Genomic DNA, 22,499 nt, shown 5'->3' with positions numbered 1-22,499 from the left:
TTCATGACAAAAGCAGGTTTTATTGGGAGATAAGCCGCCCTTAAGCCGCCTTTAAGCCGCCCATATCCCGCCCATAAGCCGCCCCTATATAGAGGCGGCTTATCTACGGCTTATCCCCGGGTTGAGTACGGTTGAAATACGGCTTATCATGAAGGATACCTTCTTTTTACCCCCGGGCTGCTATCCTGCAAAGGCGGGGGAAAGGTATTTGGGAAGGGGCAAAACATCACAGCCATCCCGCGAGAAGCCTCCAGCTATTGTTCTGAAAGGACGGGGAATGGAAAAGATGGAGGAAACAGAACAGGGCTGCTGTTCCGCTTCTGCATGGGGTTAAGCCGGTTGACACCTTTATGAAAGGACGGGGAAGGGTATGGACAGAGGGACCTTTTCATGCCTGCCAGCCCGTTTTTACCGTTGGTTTAGCCCGCCGGCATAGTTCTGCAGGGAAAAGGAATTGAGGGCATAAAAAGGGCTTATTGTGGACGCTATGCCGCTATTGAATTTGGGGTGGCCTGCCGAATGTTTGGATAAGGGTAAGGGGCACAAAAAAACAGCCGCCTCCCGGGGGAGACGGCTGTTTGCAATTATGTTAGTGTAGTTCAGGCTTATTTGCCGCGTACTAACGGGGGTGCTTTCTCGATCACCACGGCTTCACGCTCGTTGGAGAGGGAGTTCTTCTTGTCGAAGTCCACCAGGATGGGGGCAGCAACGAAGATAGAAGAGTAAGTACCGGTCAGTACACCGATGAGCATCGCGAATGCGAAACCACGTGTCACCTCGCCACCGAAGATGAAGAGGATGAGGATGGTGAGGAATACCGTCACAGAGGTCATGATGGTACGGCTCAGGGTTTCGTTGATCGCGCGGTTGATCACCACTTTTGTATCCAGCCCTTTCGTGTTACGGAACGTTTCACGGATACGGTCGAATACGATCACCGTATCGTTCATTGAGAAACCGATTACCGTAAGGATTGCCGCGATAAAGTGCTGGTCGATCTCCAGGGAGAAAGGCACAATGTTGCGGCAGAAGGAGAATACTGCCAGTGTTACGAGTACGTCGTGCAGGAGAGAGAAAATGGTACCGATAGAGTATTGCCATTTGCTGAAACGCAGCAGGATGTACAGGAAGATCACGAAGATAGACAGCAGGGTTGCTTTTACCGCTCCGGACCGGAGGTCATCGGAGATGGTTGGTGCTACCGTCTGGGAACCAATGAGGTATTTCGTTTCGAAAGCGGCCTGGTCGGGCTTGCTGTCGTAGAATGCCTGAAGGCCCGCGTGCAGTTTCGTCAGCGCGTCTTTCGCCGCTTCGTCGGAGTTTTCCTCGATGCGGTAAGGCGTGGTGATGTTCAGCTGGTTGTTTTCGCCGATGGTTTTTACAAACGTTTCGGAATCGAAGGTTTTATTCAGTGCGCTGTGTACAGCTTCACGATCAATCGGTTTGTCGAAACGAACGGTGTAGCTGCGGCCTCCGCTGAAGTCAACACCATGGTCGAACCCATTGAAGAAGGAGCCGATACCGAGCAGCATTACAACAGCAGAGATCATGTAAGCGTACTTACGCTTGGCAACGAAATCGAAGTTGGCATGCTTGAAGATGCGGCGGCTGATAGGTGTGAAATACTCGAAGTGGCGTTTGCGCTTCATCCAGAAGTCCGTTACCATGCGGGATACGAGGATACCGCAGAACAGGGACAGGAGCAGACCGATGATCTGTGTGGTGGCAAAGCCGAGTACAGGGCCGAGGCCGAAGTAGAACAGGATGATAGCGGTAAGCAGGGAGGTTACGTGACCATCCAGTACCGGTGCGTAGGAACGTTTGTAACCGTCGGCAACTGCCTGTTGGTACGTTTTTCCTTTGCTGAGCTCATCCTTTATACGTTCGAAGATAATTACGTTGGTGTCTACCGCCATACCGATCGTCAGTACCAGACCAGCGATACCAGGCATGGTAAGCGTAGCGCCGAGAGACGCGAGGATACCTACGGTAAAGAGGAGGTTGAGGATCAGGGCGATGTTGGCTACCCATCCGCCGGTGTTGTAATACACCAGCATGAGGATAAAGATTACCGCGAAGGAGATGATGAAGGATTTGGCACCTGCCTCGATAGATTCCTGACCGAGGGTGGGGCCTACTACCTGCTCCTGCACGATCTTGGCGGGAGCCGGCATTCTGCCGGACACCAGGATGTTGGCAAGATCCTGCGCTTCTTCCAGCGTAAAGCTGCCGCTGATGGAGGAAACACCGTTAGGGATTTCTCCGCGGATAGAAGGTGCGGTATATACTACGTTATCGAGAATTACAGCTACATAGTTGTCGGTTCTCGGATCGTCAGGGTTCGAAGGTTTAAGTGCACGGGTCAGGTTACGCCAGTCTTTGGTACCTACGGCATCCATAGTCATGGATACTTCGGGGCGGTTGTTATCCTGTCCGAAATCTGCTTTGGCAGCGATCACCCTTTCACCCGTGATTTTAGCTTTCGGGTTGGCGGGGTTTACTTTCACACCATATACCTGCAGGGGCTGGCTGCGGTCTTCCTTGTTGGAAGGACCGTAGAGGAACACCAGGTCTTTCGGCAGAATGGCTTTTACCGCAGGCAGTTCCAGGTATTTCCGGAAAGTAGCGGTATCGGAAGAGGCGATCTGGCCGAGTACTGAGCTGGGGATGATGCCTTCCTGCGTAGCATTGGGACGGAAGATGGCGAAGAGCGGATTATCTTTCATCGCCTGCTCCTGGAGGAGTTTCGCAGAATCGGCAGATGTTTTGGCACCGCCGGAAGCGAGGAGTCCTTTCAGGGAAGCAGAGTCTTTCGTGTCGGTAGTGGTAGTAGCAGCTACAGTAGTGGAATCAGTTGCTTTGGCAGCGGTATCCACTTTAGGAGCGTTACCCTGGGCAGCACGGATGGCCTCGTTCATGGGGGTCAGAATGCCCATGTAGAATTCCTCACCGTTCTTATAGGTTTCGCGGAATTCGAGGTTGGCGCTGGCCTGAAGGTATTGGCGAACACGGTCTGCATCATCCACACCTGCCAGTTCCACGGAAATGATACCGCGGTTCTCGTCGAGGTTAATGGTGGGGGATGCAACACCGAATTTATCGATACGGTTCTGCAGTACTTTGTAAGTATTCTTGATGGCAGCCTTTGCTTCCGTACGGATCACGTTCAGCACCTGATCGTTGGAGCTGTTGAAAGTGATCTCTTTCAGCTGGGCGTTGGCAAACACGGTGGAGAGCTTCCCGTTGGGATTCTTTTCCTTGTATGCTTCGCCGAACAGGGTCACAAAGTCAGACTGGCTGTTCTTCTTGCGCTCACGGGCAGTAGCGATGGCTGCGTTGAGGGTGGGATCGTTGGGATTACCCGCGAGGGCACGCACCACGTCTTCCACGCTAACTTCCAGCACTACGTTCATACCCCCCTGCAGGTCGAGACCCAGGTTGAGCTGTTTCTCTTTGGCCTTGATGTAGGTCGTATTCCAGGGGAACCCCGCAATCTCCTTGCCACTGGCGCTATCCAGCTTGTAGTCCAAACGTTCTTTCAACAAATTGTCCAGCGTATCCTGGTAAAGTGCCTGAAGCTCTTTATTGCCGGGATATTTCGTTTCGGCGGAGGGATGATTTTGGCGGGCAACATCAGCTGCGGCCTCATCCTTCATCTTCTTCTCAAAGTTCCGCACCACAAACGTGAAGGACAACTGATACAAAGAAATAAGGATCAGGGCGGCAGTAAAAAATCTAACCAGTCCTTTTAGTTGCATTTTCTTTTCGGATTATTAATACAAATTTTTAAAGAGTTGCAAAGATAGAATTTAAATTGATATATTAAAGCCCGGATCAAAACAGCCTTAAAATCACTATGTGATTGGTTTTGATAGGGATTTCGCCTTCAATTTTGACTTCTATGCAGCAACGGATTTTGTTGGCGTCTGCAATATTGGTTTTTTTTGCGAACTGCCAAACTTACCGGGAAAGAAATTTCCACATGACACACTCCAGTAAAGACAAATACCTGGATTCCCTCCTGGAGGCCCATGCCACCAGGCTGGGACCCGCTTTTGCCGACCCTTCGGGGTACCGGGTGGAGATTTATTATACCCGGATAGACAGGGATGCCCGTAACAGGCCCCGCCTCACGGAGTACCACTGGCCGGAGGCCCCTTCCTCCTACTTCTACCCCGCCTCCACCGTTAAGCTCCCTGCCGCCCTGCTGGCGCTGGAAACCCTTAACGGCCTCGGCATACCAAGGGATGCGGTGATGCTGACCGACAGTTTGCCCGGCATCTCTCCGGCTACGCTTACCGATACCTCCCACCCATCCGGGAAGCCCAGTGCGGAGCATTACATTAAGAAAATATTCATGGTCAGCGATAATGATGCCTTTAACCGGTTCTATGAACTGCTGGGGCAGGAAGGCTTTAATACCGCCCTCCACAAGAAGGGCTATCCCGCCGCCCGTATCGTACACCGCCTCAGTATGCCGCTCCCCCCTGAGGCCAACCGGCAAACGAATGGCGCCCGCTTCTTCCTCCCCGGTGCTGCCACTCCACTATATATTCAGCAACCCCGGCATTATAAAGGCCCCGTACCCGGTACGCCTTTTGTGGAACCGGAAAAGGCCGGGAACGCACATTATGCGGGAGATAGTCTGGTGAACGCCCCTTTCGACTTCTCCATGAAGAACAGGATGCTGCTGGGCGACCTGCATCATATCCTCCAGAGTATAATTTTTCCGGAAACTGTAACATCCCGGCAACGTTTCCGTTTAACGGAAGATGATTACCGGTTTTTATACCGGTATATGTCTAAACTGCCAACGGAAAGCGGGCCGGCAGATCCGAAGTATGACACAACCGAGTTTCACAGAAACTACACCAAGTACCTGATGGGAGGTGCAGACAGCAGCGTGCGGCTGCCACAGGGCTTAAGGATATTCAATAAATCCGGCTGGGCTTATGGGTTTCTGACAGATGTCGCTTATTTTGCGGACTTTGACGCTAAAATAGAGTTTCTGCTGTCTGCCAGAATCTACACCAATTCGGACGGCATCATCGGGGATGATACCTACGACTACGAAACCATTGGGAAACCTTTCCTGCGGGAACTGGGGACCATCATTTATGAAACTGAACTGAAAAGGGAAAGAAAATACAAACCAGACTTTCAACGTTATCAGAACTGACATATTTCAACTTCATAACCGTAACTAATCACTGATCAATAAAAACCTAAGAGCGCATGGTAACCAAAAAGAGCCGTTTATGGACATTGGCGGCATTGACCGTAGCTGTTACAGGATTTTCGTCCTGTCTGAAAAACTCTGAACCGGAACCGCAGAAGCCTGTCACCTACGTGGCTTTCGTCAATTCCCTCGCTACCACTTTCGGTACCGACATCTTCCTCGATGGTACTAAAATCACCACCAAGGAAATCAAATTCGGAGAGGCTGCCGGTCAGGTATTTAACCCGAAATCTTACAAATTCGATTTCAAGAAGTATGGTGCTGACAGCCTGATGGCCACTGTCACAGCAGTTTTCGACACATCAGCCTACACTACCCTCATTCTCTACGGAGATAAAAATGACGGAGCGCACATCCACCGTATCCGGGAAACATGGTCTAACCCTGCTACCGATAAGGCTAATGTCCGTTTCTTCAACCTGATGCCAGGATCACCTGCCGTGGATATTTTCATTGGCGGAACCAAAGTATTCAACAGCCGTCAATACGAAGATTTTGAAACCGGCCAGTACGATAGCTTCACCCCCGCAGCGGAAGGCTCACATGTAGTAGTAGCCAAAGATGCGGCAGGCGCCGAGATCGCTATTGACAACAACAGCGTAACCTTCAAACGTGGTGGTTTCTATAATATTTATCTCCAGGGCGTAACAGGCACCACTACCGGTGATCTGAAACCCCGGATCCGTATTATGGCGTATCAATAGCAGATTGATTTCAAACCTTTTTTAAAACATTCCGGAGCCCTGGTTCCGGAATGTTTTTTTTATGCTTTTCCTCTCATTTTTTTGCTGTAGGTTTGCCGCGGTCAACCCAAAAAATAGTACCCATGCAACTAGCAGAAAGATTAACGCGGATCTCTGTTCCGCAAACCATCAGAATGGCCAAACTGAGCCGGGAACTGAAAGCCCAGGGCATTGACATTGTGGACCTCAGTATCGGAGAGCCCGATTTCGATACCCCGGAACACATCCGTGAGGCCGCTAAAAAAGCCATCGACGAAGGGTATACGCATTATACCCCCGTAGCCGGATACCTCGACCTGAAACAGGCCGTGGCGCATAAACTACAGCGCGATAATTCACTGGAATACACTCCCGAACAAATCGTTGTATCTACCGGCGCCAAACAATCCATCGCCAACGCCGTGCTCTCTATCGTGAATCCCGGCGACGAAGTGATTATACCCACCCCCTACTGGGTCACCTACTCCGAACTGGTGAAACTCTGCCAGGGCGTAGTGAAATTTGTGCCCTGCGGCATCGAGAATAACTACAAGATCACCCCTCAGCAGCTGGAAGCCGCCATCACCCCGCAAACGAAGCTGTTCATGTTCTCTTCCCCCTGCAACCCTACCGGTTCCGTGTACTCGCACGACGAACTGAAGGGGCTGGCCGAAGTGTTCGAAAAGCATCCCAATATCTTCATCATTTCCGATGAGATCTACGAATACATCAACTACGTGGCGCCCCACACCAGCATCGCTACTTTCGGTACGCTGAAAGACCGTACTATCATCATCAACGGTCTTAGTAAAGGCTTTGCGATGACAGGCTGGCGCCTTGGTTACCTCGCCGCACCGCTCGAAATTGCGAAAGCTGCCGATATGGTGCAAAGCCAGTTTACCTCCGCTACCTGTTCCATTACCCAGCGTTGCGCCATTACAGCCCTCCGCGGCCCGCTGGACACGGCAAAGGATATGGTGAAAGCCTTCGGTGAACGCCGCGCTTTCATCTTCGAAGCACTGCAAAACATCCCCGGGCTGCATGTAAACCTGCCGGACGGCGCTTTTTATATGTTCCCTAACGTGAGCAGCTTCTTCGGTAAACAATATGAGGGCCAGCGCATTGAAAATGCAGACGACCTCTGTATGTTCCTCCTGCACAAAGCCAATGTATCCGTGGTTTCCGGCGCAGCGTTCGAACAACCGCAATGTATCCGTATCTCCTACGCTACCGGTCTCGACCGTATTAAGGAAGGGATGAAGCGCATGGCGGAATGGCTGCCCAAACTTCAATAAGCTTATTTCAAATATGCAAAAGGCCGTCTCATGTAATTGAGACGGCCTTTTGCATTATTTGGGATAGTATAAGCTCCGCAGTTAATATTGCATCGGATTCGCACCTTTTATCCTTCAACCATCCTTCATCCATCCTTCATCGAAGGCCAGCTTTTGATATAGTTTGGATATAGGATGGATGAAGGATGGATGAACAATCATTTCAGAATGATTGAGTTATGACATAACTAAAAACACACATAACAAGACTATCCTGATAGAATTTTAACTGAATGGAGAACGTTTACATATGGGCCTAATGTATCGTGTCCTTTTTGAGTGTATCCAGGTAATTTTTGTATTGACGCTTTATATATACCCCGAGGTCATAGGCCGTGGCATTGGCCAGGAGGTCTGCCGGCGGGCGGCTCTTTTCCACGAAGTCGTAGAGACTGTCGCCCCGCAGGGGAATGAAGCGGGCCACGGCTTCGGGGGTGTAATACCGCTGGAAGAAATGCTCTTGTTGCACGGCTTCTACCCTTCTCCGGAAAGCATCGTTTCGGTTGTTTTTTCCGAACGAGAGCAGGGAAGCCAGGGCGCCTATGTTCACAGAAGCACCCGGGAGGTGGTGGGTTCTGCCATCCGCCCCTTTCACTTCATTACCCATTTTATCTTTATCGAAATTGAAGACCGTACTGAACGAGGGCTTTTTAGCACCACGGAGCAGGCGTTCCATTTCAAGTGAGTCCTGCAGGTAATTACGTCCTCTTTTCTGAAAGGTTTTGAGGGTGATGACACGCATGGAATCGGGGTTCCGGGATGGCATGGTGTCCGTCACCAGCAATTGCGGGCGAACGTAGCCTGCATAAGGGAATGCGGGCTTCCGGGCAGTGTCTTGTGCGGATAAAGCCGTGCAGCACATAGTAGCGCCGCAGAGGGTGATCAGGCGGGGATCCATGTACCGAATGTAACCGATGCGATGCTAAGAAAAGGTTAAAAAAGTTTCGTGAAGGGCGAGTACCTGGGGGATGACCAGCTGCTGCTCGTCGTTGAACACTACATAGTCTGCCAGCTTGCGTTTGATCTGTTCATCGAGCTGTTTATGCATACGGGCTATCACCGCGTTGCGGTCGGTATTATCGCGCTGCATAACGCGTTTGATGCGGAGGGCTTCAGGGGCGTATACGGTGATTACCTTATCCACGTGGTGAAACGATTCGGTCTCAAACATCAATGCGGCCTCTTTGATGACATAAGGAGCGTTTTGTTGTTGGGCCCAGGCTGCAGAATCGCGGATGGTGGCGGGGTGAACGAGGGAATTGAGGATGGCCAGTTCTTCCTTATCGGCGAATACAATATCGGCGATGTGTTTGCGGTTGAGGGAACCGTCGGGAAAGTAGGCGGCGTCTCCGAAATGCCGGCGTATCTGGGAAGCAAGGAGCGTGTCGCGCACCATGATATCTTTCGCTGCTTCATCGGCATAATAGACCGGGATGCCGAGAACGGCAAATATTTTTGCTACAGTGGTTTTTCCGGAGCCGATGCCGCCGGTGATTCCGATAATACGCATAAGGGCAAAATAATAAAAAAAGAGAAGGCGTAAAGCCTTCTCTTCATGAAGTTTCCGGGATATTCCGGAATTATTTTACTTCTGCAGCCTTGTTCAGGGCAGCAGTGTATTCCATGCTGATAGCGGAGCGCTCCATGGTGAAGAAAGTGCCGGGGCTCACTTCAACCTGAAGGGTGCCGTTGTCGTTGATTTTCTTCACTTTGCCGTGGATACCGGCTATGGAAACTACCTTGTCGCCTTCGCGCAGGTTATCGATGAATGTTTTCTGCGCTTTCGCTTTTTTAGTTTGCGGACGGATCATAAAGAGCCACATAACCAGGATCATGCCTCCGAAGAAGATCATGCTGCCCCAGCCGCCCATGCCGCCGCCCTGTGCGCCACCGGCTGCCGGTGTCATCAGGAATACGTTTGTTAAGAAGTTGTACATCTGTATGTGTTTGTTTGATTTGAACGGTTAAAGGTACTATTTCTTTGCCACGATCTCACAGGAGATGCGCGGGCCGTTGATACCTGAGGGATTGGTGTTGGCCTGGATGTAAATTTCCTTTTCGGTATAGCCTTCCGGGCGGCCTTTACTGTCGAACTTCACTTTGATGTATGCGCTGTCGCCCGGGCGTATGGGTGCTTTGGGCCATTCCGGGATAGTGCATCCGCAGGAGGCTTCGGCACGGTTGATCAGGAGATCGCTGCCGCCGGTATTTTTGAATTTGAAGGAATACTCGACTACTTCCCCGGCCACTATCTTGCCGAAATCGTGCATCTGCTTGTCGAAAGTGATCTCCGGTGCGCTTTTCGAGGTGTCCTGTACGGAGGTGCCGGCATCAGACGGTGCTTTGCTGCCGTTCTGACTATTGCAGGCGCCGAGCGCGAGGGCGGTGGCGAAAATAGCGATGAGGGTGGCTTTCATAAGCGTCGTTTTATTTACGGTTACGATCGGTCTTTTCCACGAGGTTAGCCTGCACAAGATCTTTCAGGATGTTATCGAGAATGCCGTTTACAAACTGCCCGCTTTGCGGCGTGGAGTAGGCTTTGGCAAGGTCGATATACTCGTTGATGGTTACTTTGGTGGGAATGGTCGGGAAATAGAGGAATTCGCAAACCCCCATTTCCATAAGCAGCATATCTACGGAAGCAATACGCTCAGGGTCCCAGTTCTGAAGTTTGGGACGGATGAGTTCATGGCAGTATTCCTTTTTGTTGAGTACGGTGCTGAGGAGGTCGCGGGCATATTCCAGCTTTTCGCGGGAGATGAGCTGGAGGAAATTGAAGAGCTGGGGCTTGGAGAGGTAGTTACCCACCAGGATGCCCATCATGTCTTCATCATCGCCCCAATGGATGAAGGTATCATCCATATGCTGGCGGAAGAGTTCGTTCTTTTCCAGTATCTCTGTGAAAATGAATTCGATGATTTGTTTTTCGGAAGCTTTCTCGCGGGAGGGGACAGAAATGTATGTTTTATACGTTTCTGACTCAGCGAGCTGGTTATAGAGCTTCCGGGTGATTTCGGGGTCTTCGAGGCGGCGAAGCTTCCAGTTGTCGAGGTTTACGAGGAACCCTTTGTCGTTCAGGACCTGAAAAACAAAGTCGTTCCCTGCCACCTTAGTGTTCACGACAAGGTCTTCCGCGCTGGGCAGGTGTTTGGATGCCCGTTGCTGGGAATCCGTCTCCGCATACTGAGCCACACGGGCCATCGAGTACAGGAGGTAGGTGAAAATCTGACACGTCTGGTCCAGTTTCTCATTCAGCAAACCCATTGCAGTGCCCGGTTTCACCGTTTCCTGCTCCATGGTGTCCATGGCATACAGAGTTTGCATTACTTTTACCCGGATATTTCTTCTACTGATCATCTTGTATGCTTAGGAAAATGGCGGCAAATCTACTGTTTTACAGGGACTTTTTAAAAAATACTTCCCGGGGGCTCCGGAGGGTGGCCCGGAAACTGCCATTACAGGGTGCCTGACAGGCCAAAAATGAAAAAATGTCATTTTCTGGCAGACCCGTGTCAATTTAACTATCTTTGGAACCTGCAAATTTGACCCGAATCTCGTTTGGCACAATCTCTGTCAGGAGATAGCGCGTCAGATTTCCACGTAACAAACCGGAAATTGAATTCCTAAACTCATCTTTTTAAAAATAGAATCAAAATGGCTAAAAGCAAATTGAGTATCAAACCTCTGGCAGACAGGGTGATCGTAAAACCCGCAGCAGCTGAAGAAAAAACCGCAGGCGGCATCATCATCCCCGATACCGCTAAAGAAAAACCGCAGCGTGGAACGGTAGTAGCAGCCGGTCCTGGTAAAAAAGATGAACCCGTGAGCGTGAAAGTAGGCGATACAGTATTGTACGGCAAGTACTCCGGTACTGAAATCAGCCTCGAAGGAGAAGATTACTTGATCATGCGCGAATCCGACATCCTGGCTGTTATCTAATCCTGCCCAGAACATTAACCTTCACGACCAAAGAAAATTTATACGACTATGGCAAAGCAAATATTCTTTAATACCGACGCCCGCAACAAAATGAAGAAAGGCGTTGACACACTGGCAAACGCCGTGAAAGTAACCCTGGGCCCCAAAGGCCGCAACGTGGTAATCGAAAAGAAATTCGGTGCTCCCGGTGTAACCAAAGACGGTGTTACTGTAGCTAAAGAAATCGAACTGGAAGACCCTATCGAGAACATGGGCGCTCAAATGGTGAAGGAAGTTGCTTCCAAAACCGCTGACATCGCAGGTGACGGTACAACTACCGCAACCGTACTGGCTCAGTCCATCATCGGTGAAGGCCTGAAAAACGTAGCCGCAGGCGCTAACCCCATGGATCTGAAACGCGGTATCGACAAAGCCGTGAAAGCCGTGGTGGAAAACCTGAAGAAACAATCCGAAAAAGTTGGCAACGACAATAAAAAGATCGAACAGGTAGCCGCTATCTCCGCCAACAACGACCAGGAAATCGGTAAACTGATCGCTGAAGCTATGCGTAAAGTAACCAAAGACGGTGTTATCACCGTTGAGGAAGCGAAAGGCACCGAAACTACTGTAGAAGTAGTAGAAGGTATGCAGTTCGACCGTGGTTACCTCTCCCCTTACTTCATCACCAACAGCGAAAAAATGCAGGCTGAGCTGCAGAATCCTTACATCCTGATCTACGACAAGAAGATCAGCACCATGAAGGATATCCTGCACATCCTCGAGAAAGTTGCCCAGCAAGGCGCTCCTCTTCTGATCATCTCTGAAGATCTCGAAGGTGAAGCACTGGCTACCCTCGTGGTAAACAAACTGCGTGGTACCCTGAAAGTGGCTGCAGTTAAAGCCCCCGGCTTTGGCGACCGCCGCAAGGAAATGCTCCAGGACATCGCTACCCTCACCGCAGGTGTGGTTATCAGCGAAGATCAGGGCTACAAACTGGAAAACGCTGACCTCACTTACCTCGGCCGCGCTGAGTCTGTGACCATCGATAAAGACAATACCACCGTAGTAGGCGGTAAAGGCAAGAAAACTGACATCCAGGCTCGTATCAATCAGATCAAATCCCAGATCGAAGTAACCACCTCCGATTACGATCGTGAGAAACTGCAGGAGCGCCTCGCCAAACTGAGCGGCGGTGTTGCTGTTCTCTACGTAGGTGCTGCTACCGAAGTGGAAATGAAAGAAAAGAAAGACCGTGTGGACGACGCCCTGCACGCTACCCGTGCTGCCGTTGAAGAAGGTATCATCGCTGGTGGTGGTGTAGCTTTCATCCGCGCTATCGAAGGCCTGGACAAAGTGAAAGGTGAAAACGAAGACGAAATGACCGGTATCGCTATCGTTAAACGCGCTATCGAAGAACCGCTCCGTCAGATCACCGCCAACGCAGGTATCGAAGGTTCCATCGTAGTGCAGAAAGTAAAAGAAGGTAAAGGCGACTTCGGTTTCAACGCCCGCACCGAAACTTACGAGAAAATGCTGTCTGCAGGTGTAATCGACCCCACTAAAGTGGCCCGTATTGCTCTGGAAAACGCTGCATCCATCGCTGGTATGCTGCTGACCACCGAATGCGTGATCGCTGACAAACCTGAACCTAAATCCGCAGCTCCCGCAATGCCGGGTGGCGGTCACGGTATGGGCATGGATTACTAATCCTCCCGTTCCGGAAATATTCCTTTCCCGTCCCGGCTTTGCCTGGACGGGATTTTTTTAATTTGTAACTTTCCGGCGCTTCCCGCCGTTTAAGGTTAAATTCTGCACCAAGATGATGTTGAAAATTGGAATCCGCCTGCAACGTATACTTATTGCCCTGTGCCTCCTGGCACTGCCGGCCGGTATGCTTACAGGTTGTGCCAAATCCGAGGAAAACCCCAACGCTATCCTCGAAGGCGTAATCCGGCAATCTGATGCCATCATCAAATACCTGCAGGACACTAAACAGGATTCCGGAATAACCCTTCATCCCAGTGGCCTGGTATATAAGGTTTTAAATGAAGGATATCATACCGATACCATCAGTCTGGAAGAAATACCGGTAGTCACCTTTACCCGGCGTTTACTTGGTAATGACCAGATCATTGAATCTTCCCCCCTCCCTACTTCTTTCGACAACCGGAAACTGAAAGATCATATTCCGGGCTGGCAATACGGGCTTCCCATGATTTCCAAAGGAGGCCGCATCCAATTGTTCATCCCCAGCAGGCTTGCATTCGGCAACGTCGGCATCCCCGGTAAAATCCCCCCTAACGCCATCCTCTTTTGTGACATTACTTTAATCGATATCAGAAAATAACCACTTAAACGCATGAAGAAACATTACCTGGGCCTGCTCGCCCTTCTGGGCATCACCCTGGCCGTAGCCTGCAAGAAAGACAAAGACGATGAAGTTCCTTATGATGCGGTAAAACAGGCCGCCATTGATGAACAAACCATCAAGGATTATATCGCAGCCAACAATATTACCGGTATGCAGCGCGATACTACCGGCGTTTACTGGAAAGTACTGCAGCACGGTGAAGCCGGAGATACCATTAAGCTCACCGACCGGTTCAATATCTCCTACAAAGGCTGGCTCCTGAATGGTACCCGCTTCGATTCTACCGACAACACTACATTTGGCGATATCCGCCTCGGTGATGGCGGGCTTATCCCCGGCTTTAAGGTAGGACCCATGAAAACTACCAAGAAAGGCATCGTGCAATACCTCATCCCCTCCGTACTGGGTTACCGTAACGCTAACCGCGGCACCATTCCTCCTAACAGCGTGCTGAAATTTGAGGTAAAACTCAACAATTACTATTATTAATATCTGCCGGAAACGGCTTCAGTATAACATGCCCGTCCCGTTACTACCCGGACGGGCATTTTTGTTTCCGGGAAAAAATAGTACATTTAGAAAGACCATCATCTAACGCAATTCGTTGGAACTATTCCCGTCCCGCATGCGCCGTGAATCTGTTCATACCGCCCCCTCATCACTGCAGGAACACCGCTTCCTGGAGGTATTCCGTGACCAGGAAGCAAGGTTGTATGCGTTAGCCCTGAAGATGACCAAATCTGCGGGATATGCACAGGACCTTGTGCAGGAAACATTTCTTAAATTATGGGAACACCGTGAGCAAATGTCCGACATCCGGAATATGGATGCCTGGCTGTACCGGGTGATGGAGAATAAACTGATGGACTTTCTCCGTAAGGCCGCTGCCGATGAGCGGATGCGCGAATACATCTGGAACGCCCTCGATCAGGGCGCACCCACCCCTGCCGCTATTACCGAAGCCCGTGAATACCATACCCTGGTAGCCAAAGCCATCGACCGCCTGCCGGCCCAACGCCGCCTCATTTACCGCCTTAACCGCGAAGAGGGCATGAGCTACCTCGAAATAGCCGATGAGCTGAAAATAAGCCGCCATACCGTTAAAAACCAGCTATCCTCCGCCCTTCAGGCCATCCGCACCTTTATCGTCAAAACCTCCGGCCCCCTCCCCCTCTTTTTTTCACTTTTTTTCTTCCGCCAATAGGAACATTTCGCTGCTGCTTCGTCTACACATGTATATACACCAATTCTACGCATGGAAGAACGGATACAATACCTGTTCAGGCGCTATCGCGACAATACCTGCACCCGCCAGGAGTACGAGGAGTTTTTTGCCCTCCTGCGGCAAGCCGATCATGACGAGGCTATCCGGAACATGATCCGGCAGGCCTGGAACAGTGAAGAAGAACTACCGCACGCGGAAACATACGTCAACCGCCGCGGGCAGCTCGTACATCCTGCAGGCCGGCAGCTGAAGCTGGTAAAAGTAGCCATAGCAGCAGCCGTGGTTACCCTTGTTACCACAGCCGCCTGGCTGCTGTACCCTTCTGTAGCGGAACAGGCTCCTGCCGCTATGACCGGGCAGCAAACCGCACGCAGGGAAGTGAGACAGCTGACACTGCCAGACGGAACACAGGTGTGGCTCAATACCGCCAGCAGCCTGCGATATCAGGAAGACTTCGGGCAAAAGGCCCGGACCGTCTACCTCTCCGGCGAAGCCTACTTCGATGTGAAACAGAATGAAGAACAACCCTTCATTATCCACACCGGCAACATTTCTACCACCGTGCTGGGCACCGCATTCAACATCCGCGCATACCCCGGCCAGCAGGATGTGACTGTGGCAGTCAGCAGCGGGAAAGTGCGGGTACAATATGGTAAAGAGAAAACCGCTACCCTTACCGGCGGACAGCTGGTGAAAGTAAGGCCGGAAGGCAGCAGCGATGCACCCAGGCCTATCATAGCCTCGGAAGCTGCGCCATGGAAAGAAGGGAAGATGGCATATGACGGGGAGAAGCTGGCCGATATTATCAGCGACCTCGAACGTACGTACGATGTGCGTATCCGGATTGTACGGACTGAATTGGGAGAAGAAAGAGTATCTACCTCCTTCCGCCGGGATATTGGTGTGGATGAGGCCCTAAAAATACTATGCAAACTAACAGATGGCCGGCTCACGCTGGCTGAAGGAACATACGCGATTCATTAACCAAAATCTGATAAGATGGCACATACCTGTAAACGTTTGTCAGGGTAAGGCCTGGAAATGCGGAGAGCCGCTCCGATTGCGACCCGGCTGCGGCTCCTCCAGCTTTTCAATAATCCCTATTCGGTAATTATTAAACAATTCAAAGCTATGAATTTGTATGTAGAAAACTGCACTTTCATCGACCCCCGCGTGGAAAAAAGGCAGTCCCTAAATTCCGGACTGCCACGTCTCAAAAGGTTGATTATGCGCATATCCATCCTGGCCATCCTATTGACTTTCAATGGAATCCTCCTTGCCGCCGACGGTTCAGGGCAGGATATCCGGAAAGTGATTGTTTCGGTCGATCTCAACAACATTTCCCTTCGGCAGGCTCTCCGGCAGATAGAATCCCTGGCCGATTGCTCTTTTACGTACAAAACCCGTGATATAGAAGGTCATGGCAATGTTACCTATCGCGCCTCCGGCATCCCCGTTGGCCAGTTGCTGGACGCACTGCTGCTGCCCAAAGGGTTGCGGTACGAGCAGGTTAATACACACATCGTTATAAAAAAAGCGCCTGCCAGCGCTGCCGTGTTTGAAGCCGTACCCGCTACCGCACCCGATTTCGACGGGGGCATCAGGGGCGTTGTACGAACATCTGACGGCAATCCCCTCCCCTTCGCCACCATCCAGATCGCCGGCACCACGCACGGCACTGTGGCGGATGCCGAAGGCAGGTACAGCATCGGTGGCCTGAAAGCAGGTACTTATGAAGTAACAGCCAGCGCAATGGGCCATAACCCGTTGAAAATGACAGTCACGGTAACTGATGGCTTCGCTGAAGCTAACTTCACCGTTACAGAAAACGACCGCCAGCTCTCAGAAGTGGTGGTTACGGCTCTCGGCATTAAACGCGACGCCCGCTCGCTCGGTTACGCCACACAGGGAGTAAAAGGTGAAAACCTCACCTATACCAAAGAAACCAACGTGCTCGGCTCACTGGCAGGCAAAATTGCAGGCGTACAGGTTACCGGTGCTTCCGGCGCCAGTATGGGCGGTACACAGAAAATAAAGATCCGCGGCGTTAACTCCCTCTCCGGAACCGACCAGCCGCTCATAGTGGTAGACGGTACCCCCATTTCCAACTCCAACTACGCAGGCCTGGATGGGGCCGATTATGGCAACCTGGCGCAGGATATTAACGCTGAAGACATTGAGAATATAGAAGTCCTGAAAGGCCCTGCCGCCTCCGCCCTGTACGGCTTGCGCGGTCAATACGGCGTAATCATGATCACCACCCGCAAGGGCAGTAAAGGGCCTAAAAAGGTGAATGTAACGCTGAACAGCGCCTTCTCCCTTGAAAGGGCAGGCAATTTTATGCCTATGCAGAATATCTACGGTGGCGGCTCCACGCAAACCTGGAGCACCAATGCCGCCGGACAGAAAGTAGTAGGCATGAGTGTGGATGAAAGCTGGGGCCCCAAAGCGGATGGCACTCCTGCAAGACAGGTATTCAGCTACTACCCGCAGGATCCTACTTTCGGAAAGGAAACCCCTTTCGTTGCCTACCCCGATAACATCAAAGACTATTACGAAACCGGCTATACGTTCAATAACGGCGTCAATGTAACAGGCGGTAACGAGAACTCCACTTTCCGTGTGAGCTACAACAACACCAGCATCGGCGGCGTAGAACCCAACACCTGGCTGAAACGTAACAACCTCGGTATCAGCGGCTCACTCGATATTACCCCCAAACTCACCGTTTCCACGAACCTGAACTACGCCAATAACAAAGCACAACGGCCGAAACAAGGATCGGAAGACGGTGCAAGGTTCATCGTACAGTGGTTCCAGCGGAGTATGGATATGCGCCGGCTGCGCGACTATAAATACCCGGACGGCCGCATCCTCGGATGGAGCATCGCCACTCCCACCGCCGCCAATCCCAATCCACGACTTACCAACTGGAACAACCCTTATTTCCTTGCGTATGAAAGTCCGGCTAACGACAACCGCGACCGTTTCTTCGGTGATGTGGGGCTTACCTACGAAATATTACCGGGCCTGAAAGTAAGCGGCTTTGCACGTGGCGACATGTTCTCCCAGAACATTGAAACGCGCCATGGCTTCGGAGGACTGGGCACACCGGAATATACTGTCGGCAAATACCAGAATACTGAAATGAACTATGAGTTCCTCGCCCAGTACACCAAAAACTGGGGTGATATCTCGCTCCATGCCAACCTCGGTGGGAACAGCTTCTACCGCAAAAATACATACATGACAGGTGCCACGGTGGGAGGACTGAACAGTCCGGATTACTTCAACCTGGCGGCTTCCAACGACCGGCCGGAGATTGCGAACTATCTCAGTGAAAAGAAGATCAGAAGCGGCTACGGCATGGTTTCTCTCGGATATAAAAACCGTTACTTCCTGGAAGGCTCCCTTCGGAATGATAACTCCTCCACCCTCATGGAGCAATACAACTCCTATTGGTATCCTTCCGTTTCAGCGAGCTATGTGTTCAGCGACGATCTTAAATGGAAAGCACTTTCTTATGGTAAAGTACGCATGAGCTATGCACAGGCCGGCAGCGACCTCAGTGTATACCAGACCAGCCAGAACTTTGGCGTAGGAACCATTTATACCCTCCCCGACGGTACTCCGGTGAATACCATGTATGTACGCGATAACCTGGTGAATCCCAATATCAAGCCTTCGTTTGCACATGCTTTCGAAGCCGGTGCCGATCTGAAGTTCCTCGACAACCGTATTGGCCTGGACTTTACCTGGTACCAGCAGAAGAACCGGAACCAGATCATCCCCCTTGCCCTTTCCAGTACCAGCGGCTATAGCGGAACCATTATAAACGCAGGGCTTATTCAAAGTAAGGGTTTCGAAATATCACTGAGCGCAACGCCGGTACGTGGTGAATTCTTCACCTGGCAAACCATCTTCAACATGAACCGCAACAGGAGCATGGTGGTAGAGCTGGGACCAAATCAAAACGTGTACCCCATCGACAATACCCGCTATTCGCAGGCAGACAGTTACCTCAACTCCTATGTAGGAGAAGCTTTCGGCAGTCTGATCGGCAAGGCATACCAGCGTGATTCCGCAACCGGAATGATCCTGCTCGACAATAACAATATGCCGATGTACACTTCCGCCACACACAACTTCGGCTCTGTATTACCGGATATGACAGGTGGCTGGCAGAATACGTTTAAGATCGGCAAGTTTGATCTGAGCGCGATGATCGACTGGCAGAAAGGTGGCCAGTTCTTCAGCCGCAGCTGGATGCTCGCACATAAAACAGGCATCGCACCGGCAACAGCAGCTATGAACGACAGAGGCAAGAATGTACGCGACCCTGTGGCACAGGGCGGCGGTATGAAAGTAACAGGTATCTCTAATGCCACGAAACAATACACGGAAGCGTATGTAGATGCCAAAGTATACTGGCGCACCCATGTAGGTACGCATGTGTACGAAGAATGGCTCATAGACGCCTCGTACATCAAGCTGCGCGAGCTGCGGCTGGGTTATACCTTCAGCAAAAAGGACCTTGGCAGATTGCCCTTCCAGAGCATCAACCTGGCCCTCATTGCACGCAACCCGGCAATGATCTGGCAGAAAGCTCCCAAAGGTCTCGATCCTTCCGAACTTTCAACCGGCTCTACTTCCATCAGCTGGCGTGAAAGCGGACAGGCCAATACGGTACGATCTTTTGGTGCTAACCTTATTGTGAACTTCTAAAAGCCGACATCATGCGAAAAATAAATATCCTTATCGTTACCGCCCTCATGCTGTCTGGCTGCAATAAATTCGGGGATATCAACGTGAACCCCAACCTGCCGTCTAAAGCATCCAACACACAGCTCATTGCCAATGCACAGCTGATGCTGCCCGTACTGCAGGAAGTACCGCAGGGTGAGTTCTACGCACAGTATCTCATGGAAACGCTCTACCCGAACCTTTCCCTGTATACCGAGCCATCCGCCAGCTTCTACACGCTCTATCACGATCCGCTGATGAACCTGGAATCGGTGCTCACCAAGCCGGAACAGAATTCCCTCGACGGGCCTATCCCCAACCAGATAGCTGTGGCCAAAGTACTGAAAGCTTACTTCTTCTGGCATATTACCGACCGTTGGGGCGATATTCCGTATTCACAGGCACTGAAAGGTGAATCCACCTTCACTCCTGTATACGACACGCAGGAATCCATCTACAACAACCTCCTTGCCCTGCTTACACAGGCTTCGGGAGAATTTGTAGCCGGTAAGATCACCAACGACATCATATATGCCGGTGACCCCGACAAATGGAAAAGGCTCAGCAACACCATCCGCCTGCTCATGGCACTCCGTATGTCTGACGCATCACCTGATAAAGCACGTGAAGAATTCAACAAAGCCCTCACCGCTGGGATCATGCTCAGCAACAGCGACAACTTCACTTTCAAAAACCTTCCGGACGCCAACAACGAAAGCTTCTGGTATAACCAGTGGACCGTTCAGGGCCGCGAATGGTGGGCCGGTTCCGAATTGCTGGTAAATACATTGAAAAACGCAGATGATCCCCGGCTGGCAGTATACGTCCTCCCTAATGCCCAGGACGGCCTGTATGTAGGTCTGCCATATGGCAGTACCGACGGGTCCAACATCGATAAATACTCCCTGCTCGGCGAAGCCGTACGTACGCAGGACGCCCCTGTTTACCTCGTAACCTATGCACAGGCGCTGTTTGCGCTGGCCGAAGGGGCTAAGCGCGGATGGATCAACGGTGGCGAAGCCAAAGCGCAGGAATATTACGAAGATGCCATCGAGCAATCACTGATTCAATGGACGGGCAATGCTACCGGCCTTGCAGCATTGCTGGCAAAACCCGGTGTGGCATATACAGCAGCAACCGGAATGCAGCAGATAGCCACCCAGCGCTGGGTACACCTGTTCATGCATGGCTTTGAAGCCTGGGCAGAATATCGCAGAACGGGATATCCTGCATTGGTACCTGTGAATGGAAAACCAGTGCCAACCCGGCAAACTTATCCTGCAGATGAATCATTTAACAACGGAGATAACTACCGTGCCGCCATCAGCAGGCAGTTCGCCAATGCAGGCGATACGCCGAACGGGAAAGTATGGTGGGATAAGAACTGACGGTTACAACAGCAAAAAACGGAAACGCCATATGTAATAACGCGCTGCCATCATTGGCAGCGCGTTCCTTTTTTGTGCCTTCAAACCCTTAACTTTGGAGGCTAAACCTGATATTTTGCCACACGAGTGTATTTCCGTATTTGATATTTTCAAGATAGGCGTTGGCCCGTCCAGCTCCCACACACTGGGGCCCTGGCGTGCCGCCATGCGTTTCCTCGACGAGATGAAAGCCCAGGACCGGCTGGATAACATCCGGCAGCTGTCTGTTCTCCTGTATGGCTCCCTTGCCAAAACGGGCCACGGCCACGGTACCGATATCGCAGTACTGCTGGGCCTTTCAGGAGATGACCCCGTTACTTTTGACGTTAACCGGATCGATTCCAAGATCGATGGCATCCGCCGCGACCGTAAGCTGCACCTGCATGGTGAACGCTTCATCGATTTCGATCCCGTAACTGATATTTCATTCCTTTATGAGGAATCCCTCCCTTTCCATCCAAACGCCCTTACTTTCCTCGTAACATTGGATAATGGCGAACAACAGGCCGCCACTTACTATTCCATCGGCGGCGGGTTCGTGGTGAAAGAAGGTGAGATCGGCGGAGGCAGCAACAGCAGTGTAGACCTCCCTTTCCCTATCGATACCGCCCGCCAGCTCCTGCAATGGTGTATCAAGACCGGTTTTTCCATCTCCGAGCTGGTAATGGAAAACGAGCATGCCTGGCGCAGCGAGGCCGAAACAAAGGCCGGCGTAATGAAGATCTGGGATGTAATGCGGGAATGTACCTATCGCGGATGCCATACCACAGGAGAGCTTCCCGGCGGACTCAAAGTAGGGCGCAGGGCTGCATCTTTAAACAAGAAACTGCTGAACGGCCGTACTTACGAAGATTATAGTTCATGGATTGAGGCCATCCGCGCAGGGGGACAGCATTTCTCCTATACGCTCGACTGGGTGAGCTGCTTTGCACTGGCAGTAAATGAAGAGAACGCCTCTTTCGGACGGGTGGTAACAGCGCCTACCAATGGCGCCGCCGGTGTAATACCCGCTGTACTGCAGTATTACATCACTTTCTGTGATGGTTTCCACGAAGACCGTATCCTCCAGTTTGTACTGTGCGCATCAGAAATCGGCAGCATCTTCAAGAAACGGGCTACTATCTCTGCTGCTATGGGCGGTTGCCAGGCTGAGATCGGAGTTTCCTCCGCTATGGCTGCCGCGGCCCTTACAGAATGCCTGGGTGGATCGCAGCGCCAGGTACTGATGGCCGCTGAAATAGCCATGGAACATCACCTTGGCCTCACCTGCGACCCCATTGGCGGACTCGTACAGATACCCTGTATAGAACGGAACACCATGGGAGCCATTAAAGCCATCACTGCCAGCCAGCTGGCCCTCCAAAGCAATCCTGAACTGGCAAAAGTATCGCTGGACGCGGTTGTGAAAACCATGTGGGACACTGCCCTGGATATGAATTCCAAATACAAGGAAACCTCCGACGGAGGGCTTGCCGTTAATATTCCTATCAGTTTACCGGAATGTTAATAAAAGAATCCCT

At 51.4% G+C, this 22,499-nt stretch carries 18 protein-coding genes; 12 read left to right on the top strand and 6 right to left on the bottom strand.

The annotated features are described in order from the left end of the window. Nucleotides 1–605 precede the first annotated feature (605 nt). The gene (gene secDF / locus DEV76_RS15310) at nucleotides 606–3,758 is read right to left on the bottom strand and encodes a protein translocase subunit SecDF (RefSeq protein ID WP_109698795.1); all 3,153 of its coding nucleotides are present in this window, start codon (nucleotides 3,756–3,758) and stop codon (nucleotides 606–608) included. Nucleotides 3,759–3,982: 224 nt separating this feature from the next. Between secDF and DEV76_RS15305 the strand changes: the two genes are divergently transcribed. From DEV76_RS15305 to DEV76_RS15295, 3 genes are all read left to right on the top strand, one after another. Next, entirely contained in the window at nucleotides 3,983–5,179 is a 1,197-nt protein-coding gene (locus DEV76_RS15305; protein ID WP_157962910.1) for a serine hydrolase, read from the top strand. A gap of 56 nt (nucleotides 5,180–5,235) precedes the next feature. Then, nucleotides 5,236–5,943, top strand: coding sequence for a DUF4397 domain-containing protein (locus DEV76_RS15300; RefSeq protein WP_109698793.1), 708 nt, complete (start codon nucleotides 5,236–5,238; stop codon nucleotides 5,941–5,943). Between the two features lie 122 nt (nucleotides 5,944–6,065). Further along, nucleotides 6,066–7,256: a pyridoxal phosphate-dependent aminotransferase gene (locus DEV76_RS15295; RefSeq protein WP_109698792.1), complete on the top strand. Its 1,191-nt coding sequence runs from the start codon at nucleotides 6,066–6,068 to the stop codon at nucleotides 7,254–7,256. Nucleotides 7,257–7,551: 295 nt separating this feature from the next. Here the strand turns inward: DEV76_RS15295 and DEV76_RS15290 are convergent, their stop codons facing one another. From DEV76_RS15290 to nusB, 5 genes are all read right to left on the bottom strand, one after another. After that, nucleotides 7,552–8,193 carry a hypothetical protein gene (locus DEV76_RS15290; protein WP_109698791.1) on the bottom strand — a complete coding sequence of 214 codons (642 nt, stop codon included), beginning with the start codon at nucleotides 8,191–8,193 and terminating at the stop codon, nucleotides 7,552–7,554. A gap of 24 nt (nucleotides 8,194–8,217) precedes the next feature. Next, nucleotides 8,218–8,805, bottom strand: coding sequence for a dephospho-CoA kinase (coaE, locus tag DEV76_RS15285; RefSeq protein ID WP_109698790.1), 588 nt, complete (start codon nucleotides 8,803–8,805; stop codon nucleotides 8,218–8,220). A gap of 70 nt (nucleotides 8,806–8,875) precedes the next feature. Further along, nucleotides 8,876–9,232 (bottom strand): preprotein translocase subunit YajC, encoded by a 357-nt coding sequence (gene yajC, locus DEV76_RS15280; RefSeq protein ID WP_109698789.1) that lies wholly within the window; start codon nucleotides 9,230–9,232, stop codon nucleotides 8,876–8,878. 36 nt (nucleotides 9,233–9,268) lie between these two features. Further along, a complete protein-coding gene (locus tag DEV76_RS15275; protein ID WP_109698788.1) occupies nucleotides 9,269–9,712 on the bottom strand; it encodes a DUF1573 domain-containing protein in 444 nt (147 codons plus the stop codon). Between the two features lie 10 nt (nucleotides 9,713–9,722). Continuing rightward, entirely contained in the window at nucleotides 9,723–10,652 is a 930-nt protein-coding gene (gene nusB, locus DEV76_RS15270; RefSeq protein ID WP_109698787.1) for a transcription antitermination factor NusB, read from the bottom strand. Between the two features lie 297 nt (nucleotides 10,653–10,949). Between nusB and DEV76_RS15265 the strand changes: the two genes are divergently transcribed. The 9 genes from DEV76_RS15265 (at nucleotide 10,950) to DEV76_RS15225 (ending at nucleotide 22,486) form a co-directional block, all read left to right on the top strand. Further along, nucleotides 10,950–11,234, top strand: coding sequence for a co-chaperone GroES (locus tag DEV76_RS15265; RefSeq protein WP_109698786.1), 285 nt, complete (start codon nucleotides 10,950–10,952; stop codon nucleotides 11,232–11,234). 48 nt (nucleotides 11,235–11,282) lie between these two features. Next, complete coding sequence (gene groL, locus DEV76_RS15260) at nucleotides 11,283–12,920, top strand: chaperonin GroEL (RefSeq protein ID WP_109698785.1); 1,638 nt, start codon at nucleotides 11,283–11,285, stop codon at nucleotides 12,918–12,920. 112 nt (nucleotides 12,921–13,032) lie between these two features. After that, nucleotides 13,033–13,560, top strand: coding sequence for an FKBP-type peptidyl-prolyl cis-trans isomerase (locus tag DEV76_RS15255; RefSeq protein WP_109698784.1), 528 nt, complete (start codon nucleotides 13,033–13,035; stop codon nucleotides 13,558–13,560). A gap of 12 nt (nucleotides 13,561–13,572) precedes the next feature. Next, nucleotides 13,573–14,073, top strand: coding sequence for an FKBP-type peptidyl-prolyl cis-trans isomerase (locus DEV76_RS15250; RefSeq protein WP_109698783.1), 501 nt, complete (start codon nucleotides 13,573–13,575; stop codon nucleotides 14,071–14,073). Nucleotides 14,074–14,209: 136 nt separating this feature from the next. Continuing rightward, nucleotides 14,210–14,788, top strand: coding sequence for an RNA polymerase sigma factor (locus DEV76_RS15245; RefSeq protein ID WP_109698782.1), 579 nt, complete (start codon nucleotides 14,210–14,212; stop codon nucleotides 14,786–14,788). Between the two features lie 51 nt (nucleotides 14,789–14,839). Beyond that, complete coding sequence (locus DEV76_RS15240; RefSeq protein ID WP_109698781.1) at nucleotides 14,840–15,793, top strand: FecR family protein; 954 nt, start codon at nucleotides 14,840–14,842, stop codon at nucleotides 15,791–15,793. Between the two features lie 243 nt (nucleotides 15,794–16,036). Continuing rightward, nucleotides 16,037–19,534 carry a SusC/RagA family TonB-linked outer membrane protein gene (locus DEV76_RS15235; protein ID WP_109699027.1) on the top strand — a complete coding sequence of 1,166 codons (3,498 nt, stop codon included), beginning with the start codon at nucleotides 16,037–16,039 and terminating at the stop codon, nucleotides 19,532–19,534. Between the two features lie 11 nt (nucleotides 19,535–19,545). Beyond that, nucleotides 19,546–20,940, top strand: a complete 1,395-nt coding sequence (locus DEV76_RS15230; protein ID WP_109698780.1) for a SusD/RagB family nutrient-binding outer membrane lipoprotein — start codon at nucleotides 19,546–19,548, stop codon at nucleotides 20,938–20,940. Nucleotides 20,941–21,055: 115 nt separating this feature from the next. After that, nucleotides 21,056–22,486, top strand: a complete 1,431-nt coding sequence (locus DEV76_RS15225; protein ID WP_109699026.1) for an L-serine ammonia-lyase — start codon at nucleotides 21,056–21,058, stop codon at nucleotides 22,484–22,486. The last annotated feature ends 13 nt before the right edge of the window (nucleotides 22,487–22,499 follow it).

The organism is Chitinophaga deserti (assembly GCF_003149455.1).
Classification (GTDB): Bacteria; Bacteroidota; Bacteroidia; order Chitinophagales; family Chitinophagaceae; genus Chitinophaga; species Chitinophaga deserti.
Note: the sequence above shows the minus strand (reverse complement) of the source record. Positions and strands in the feature narration are given on the sequence as shown.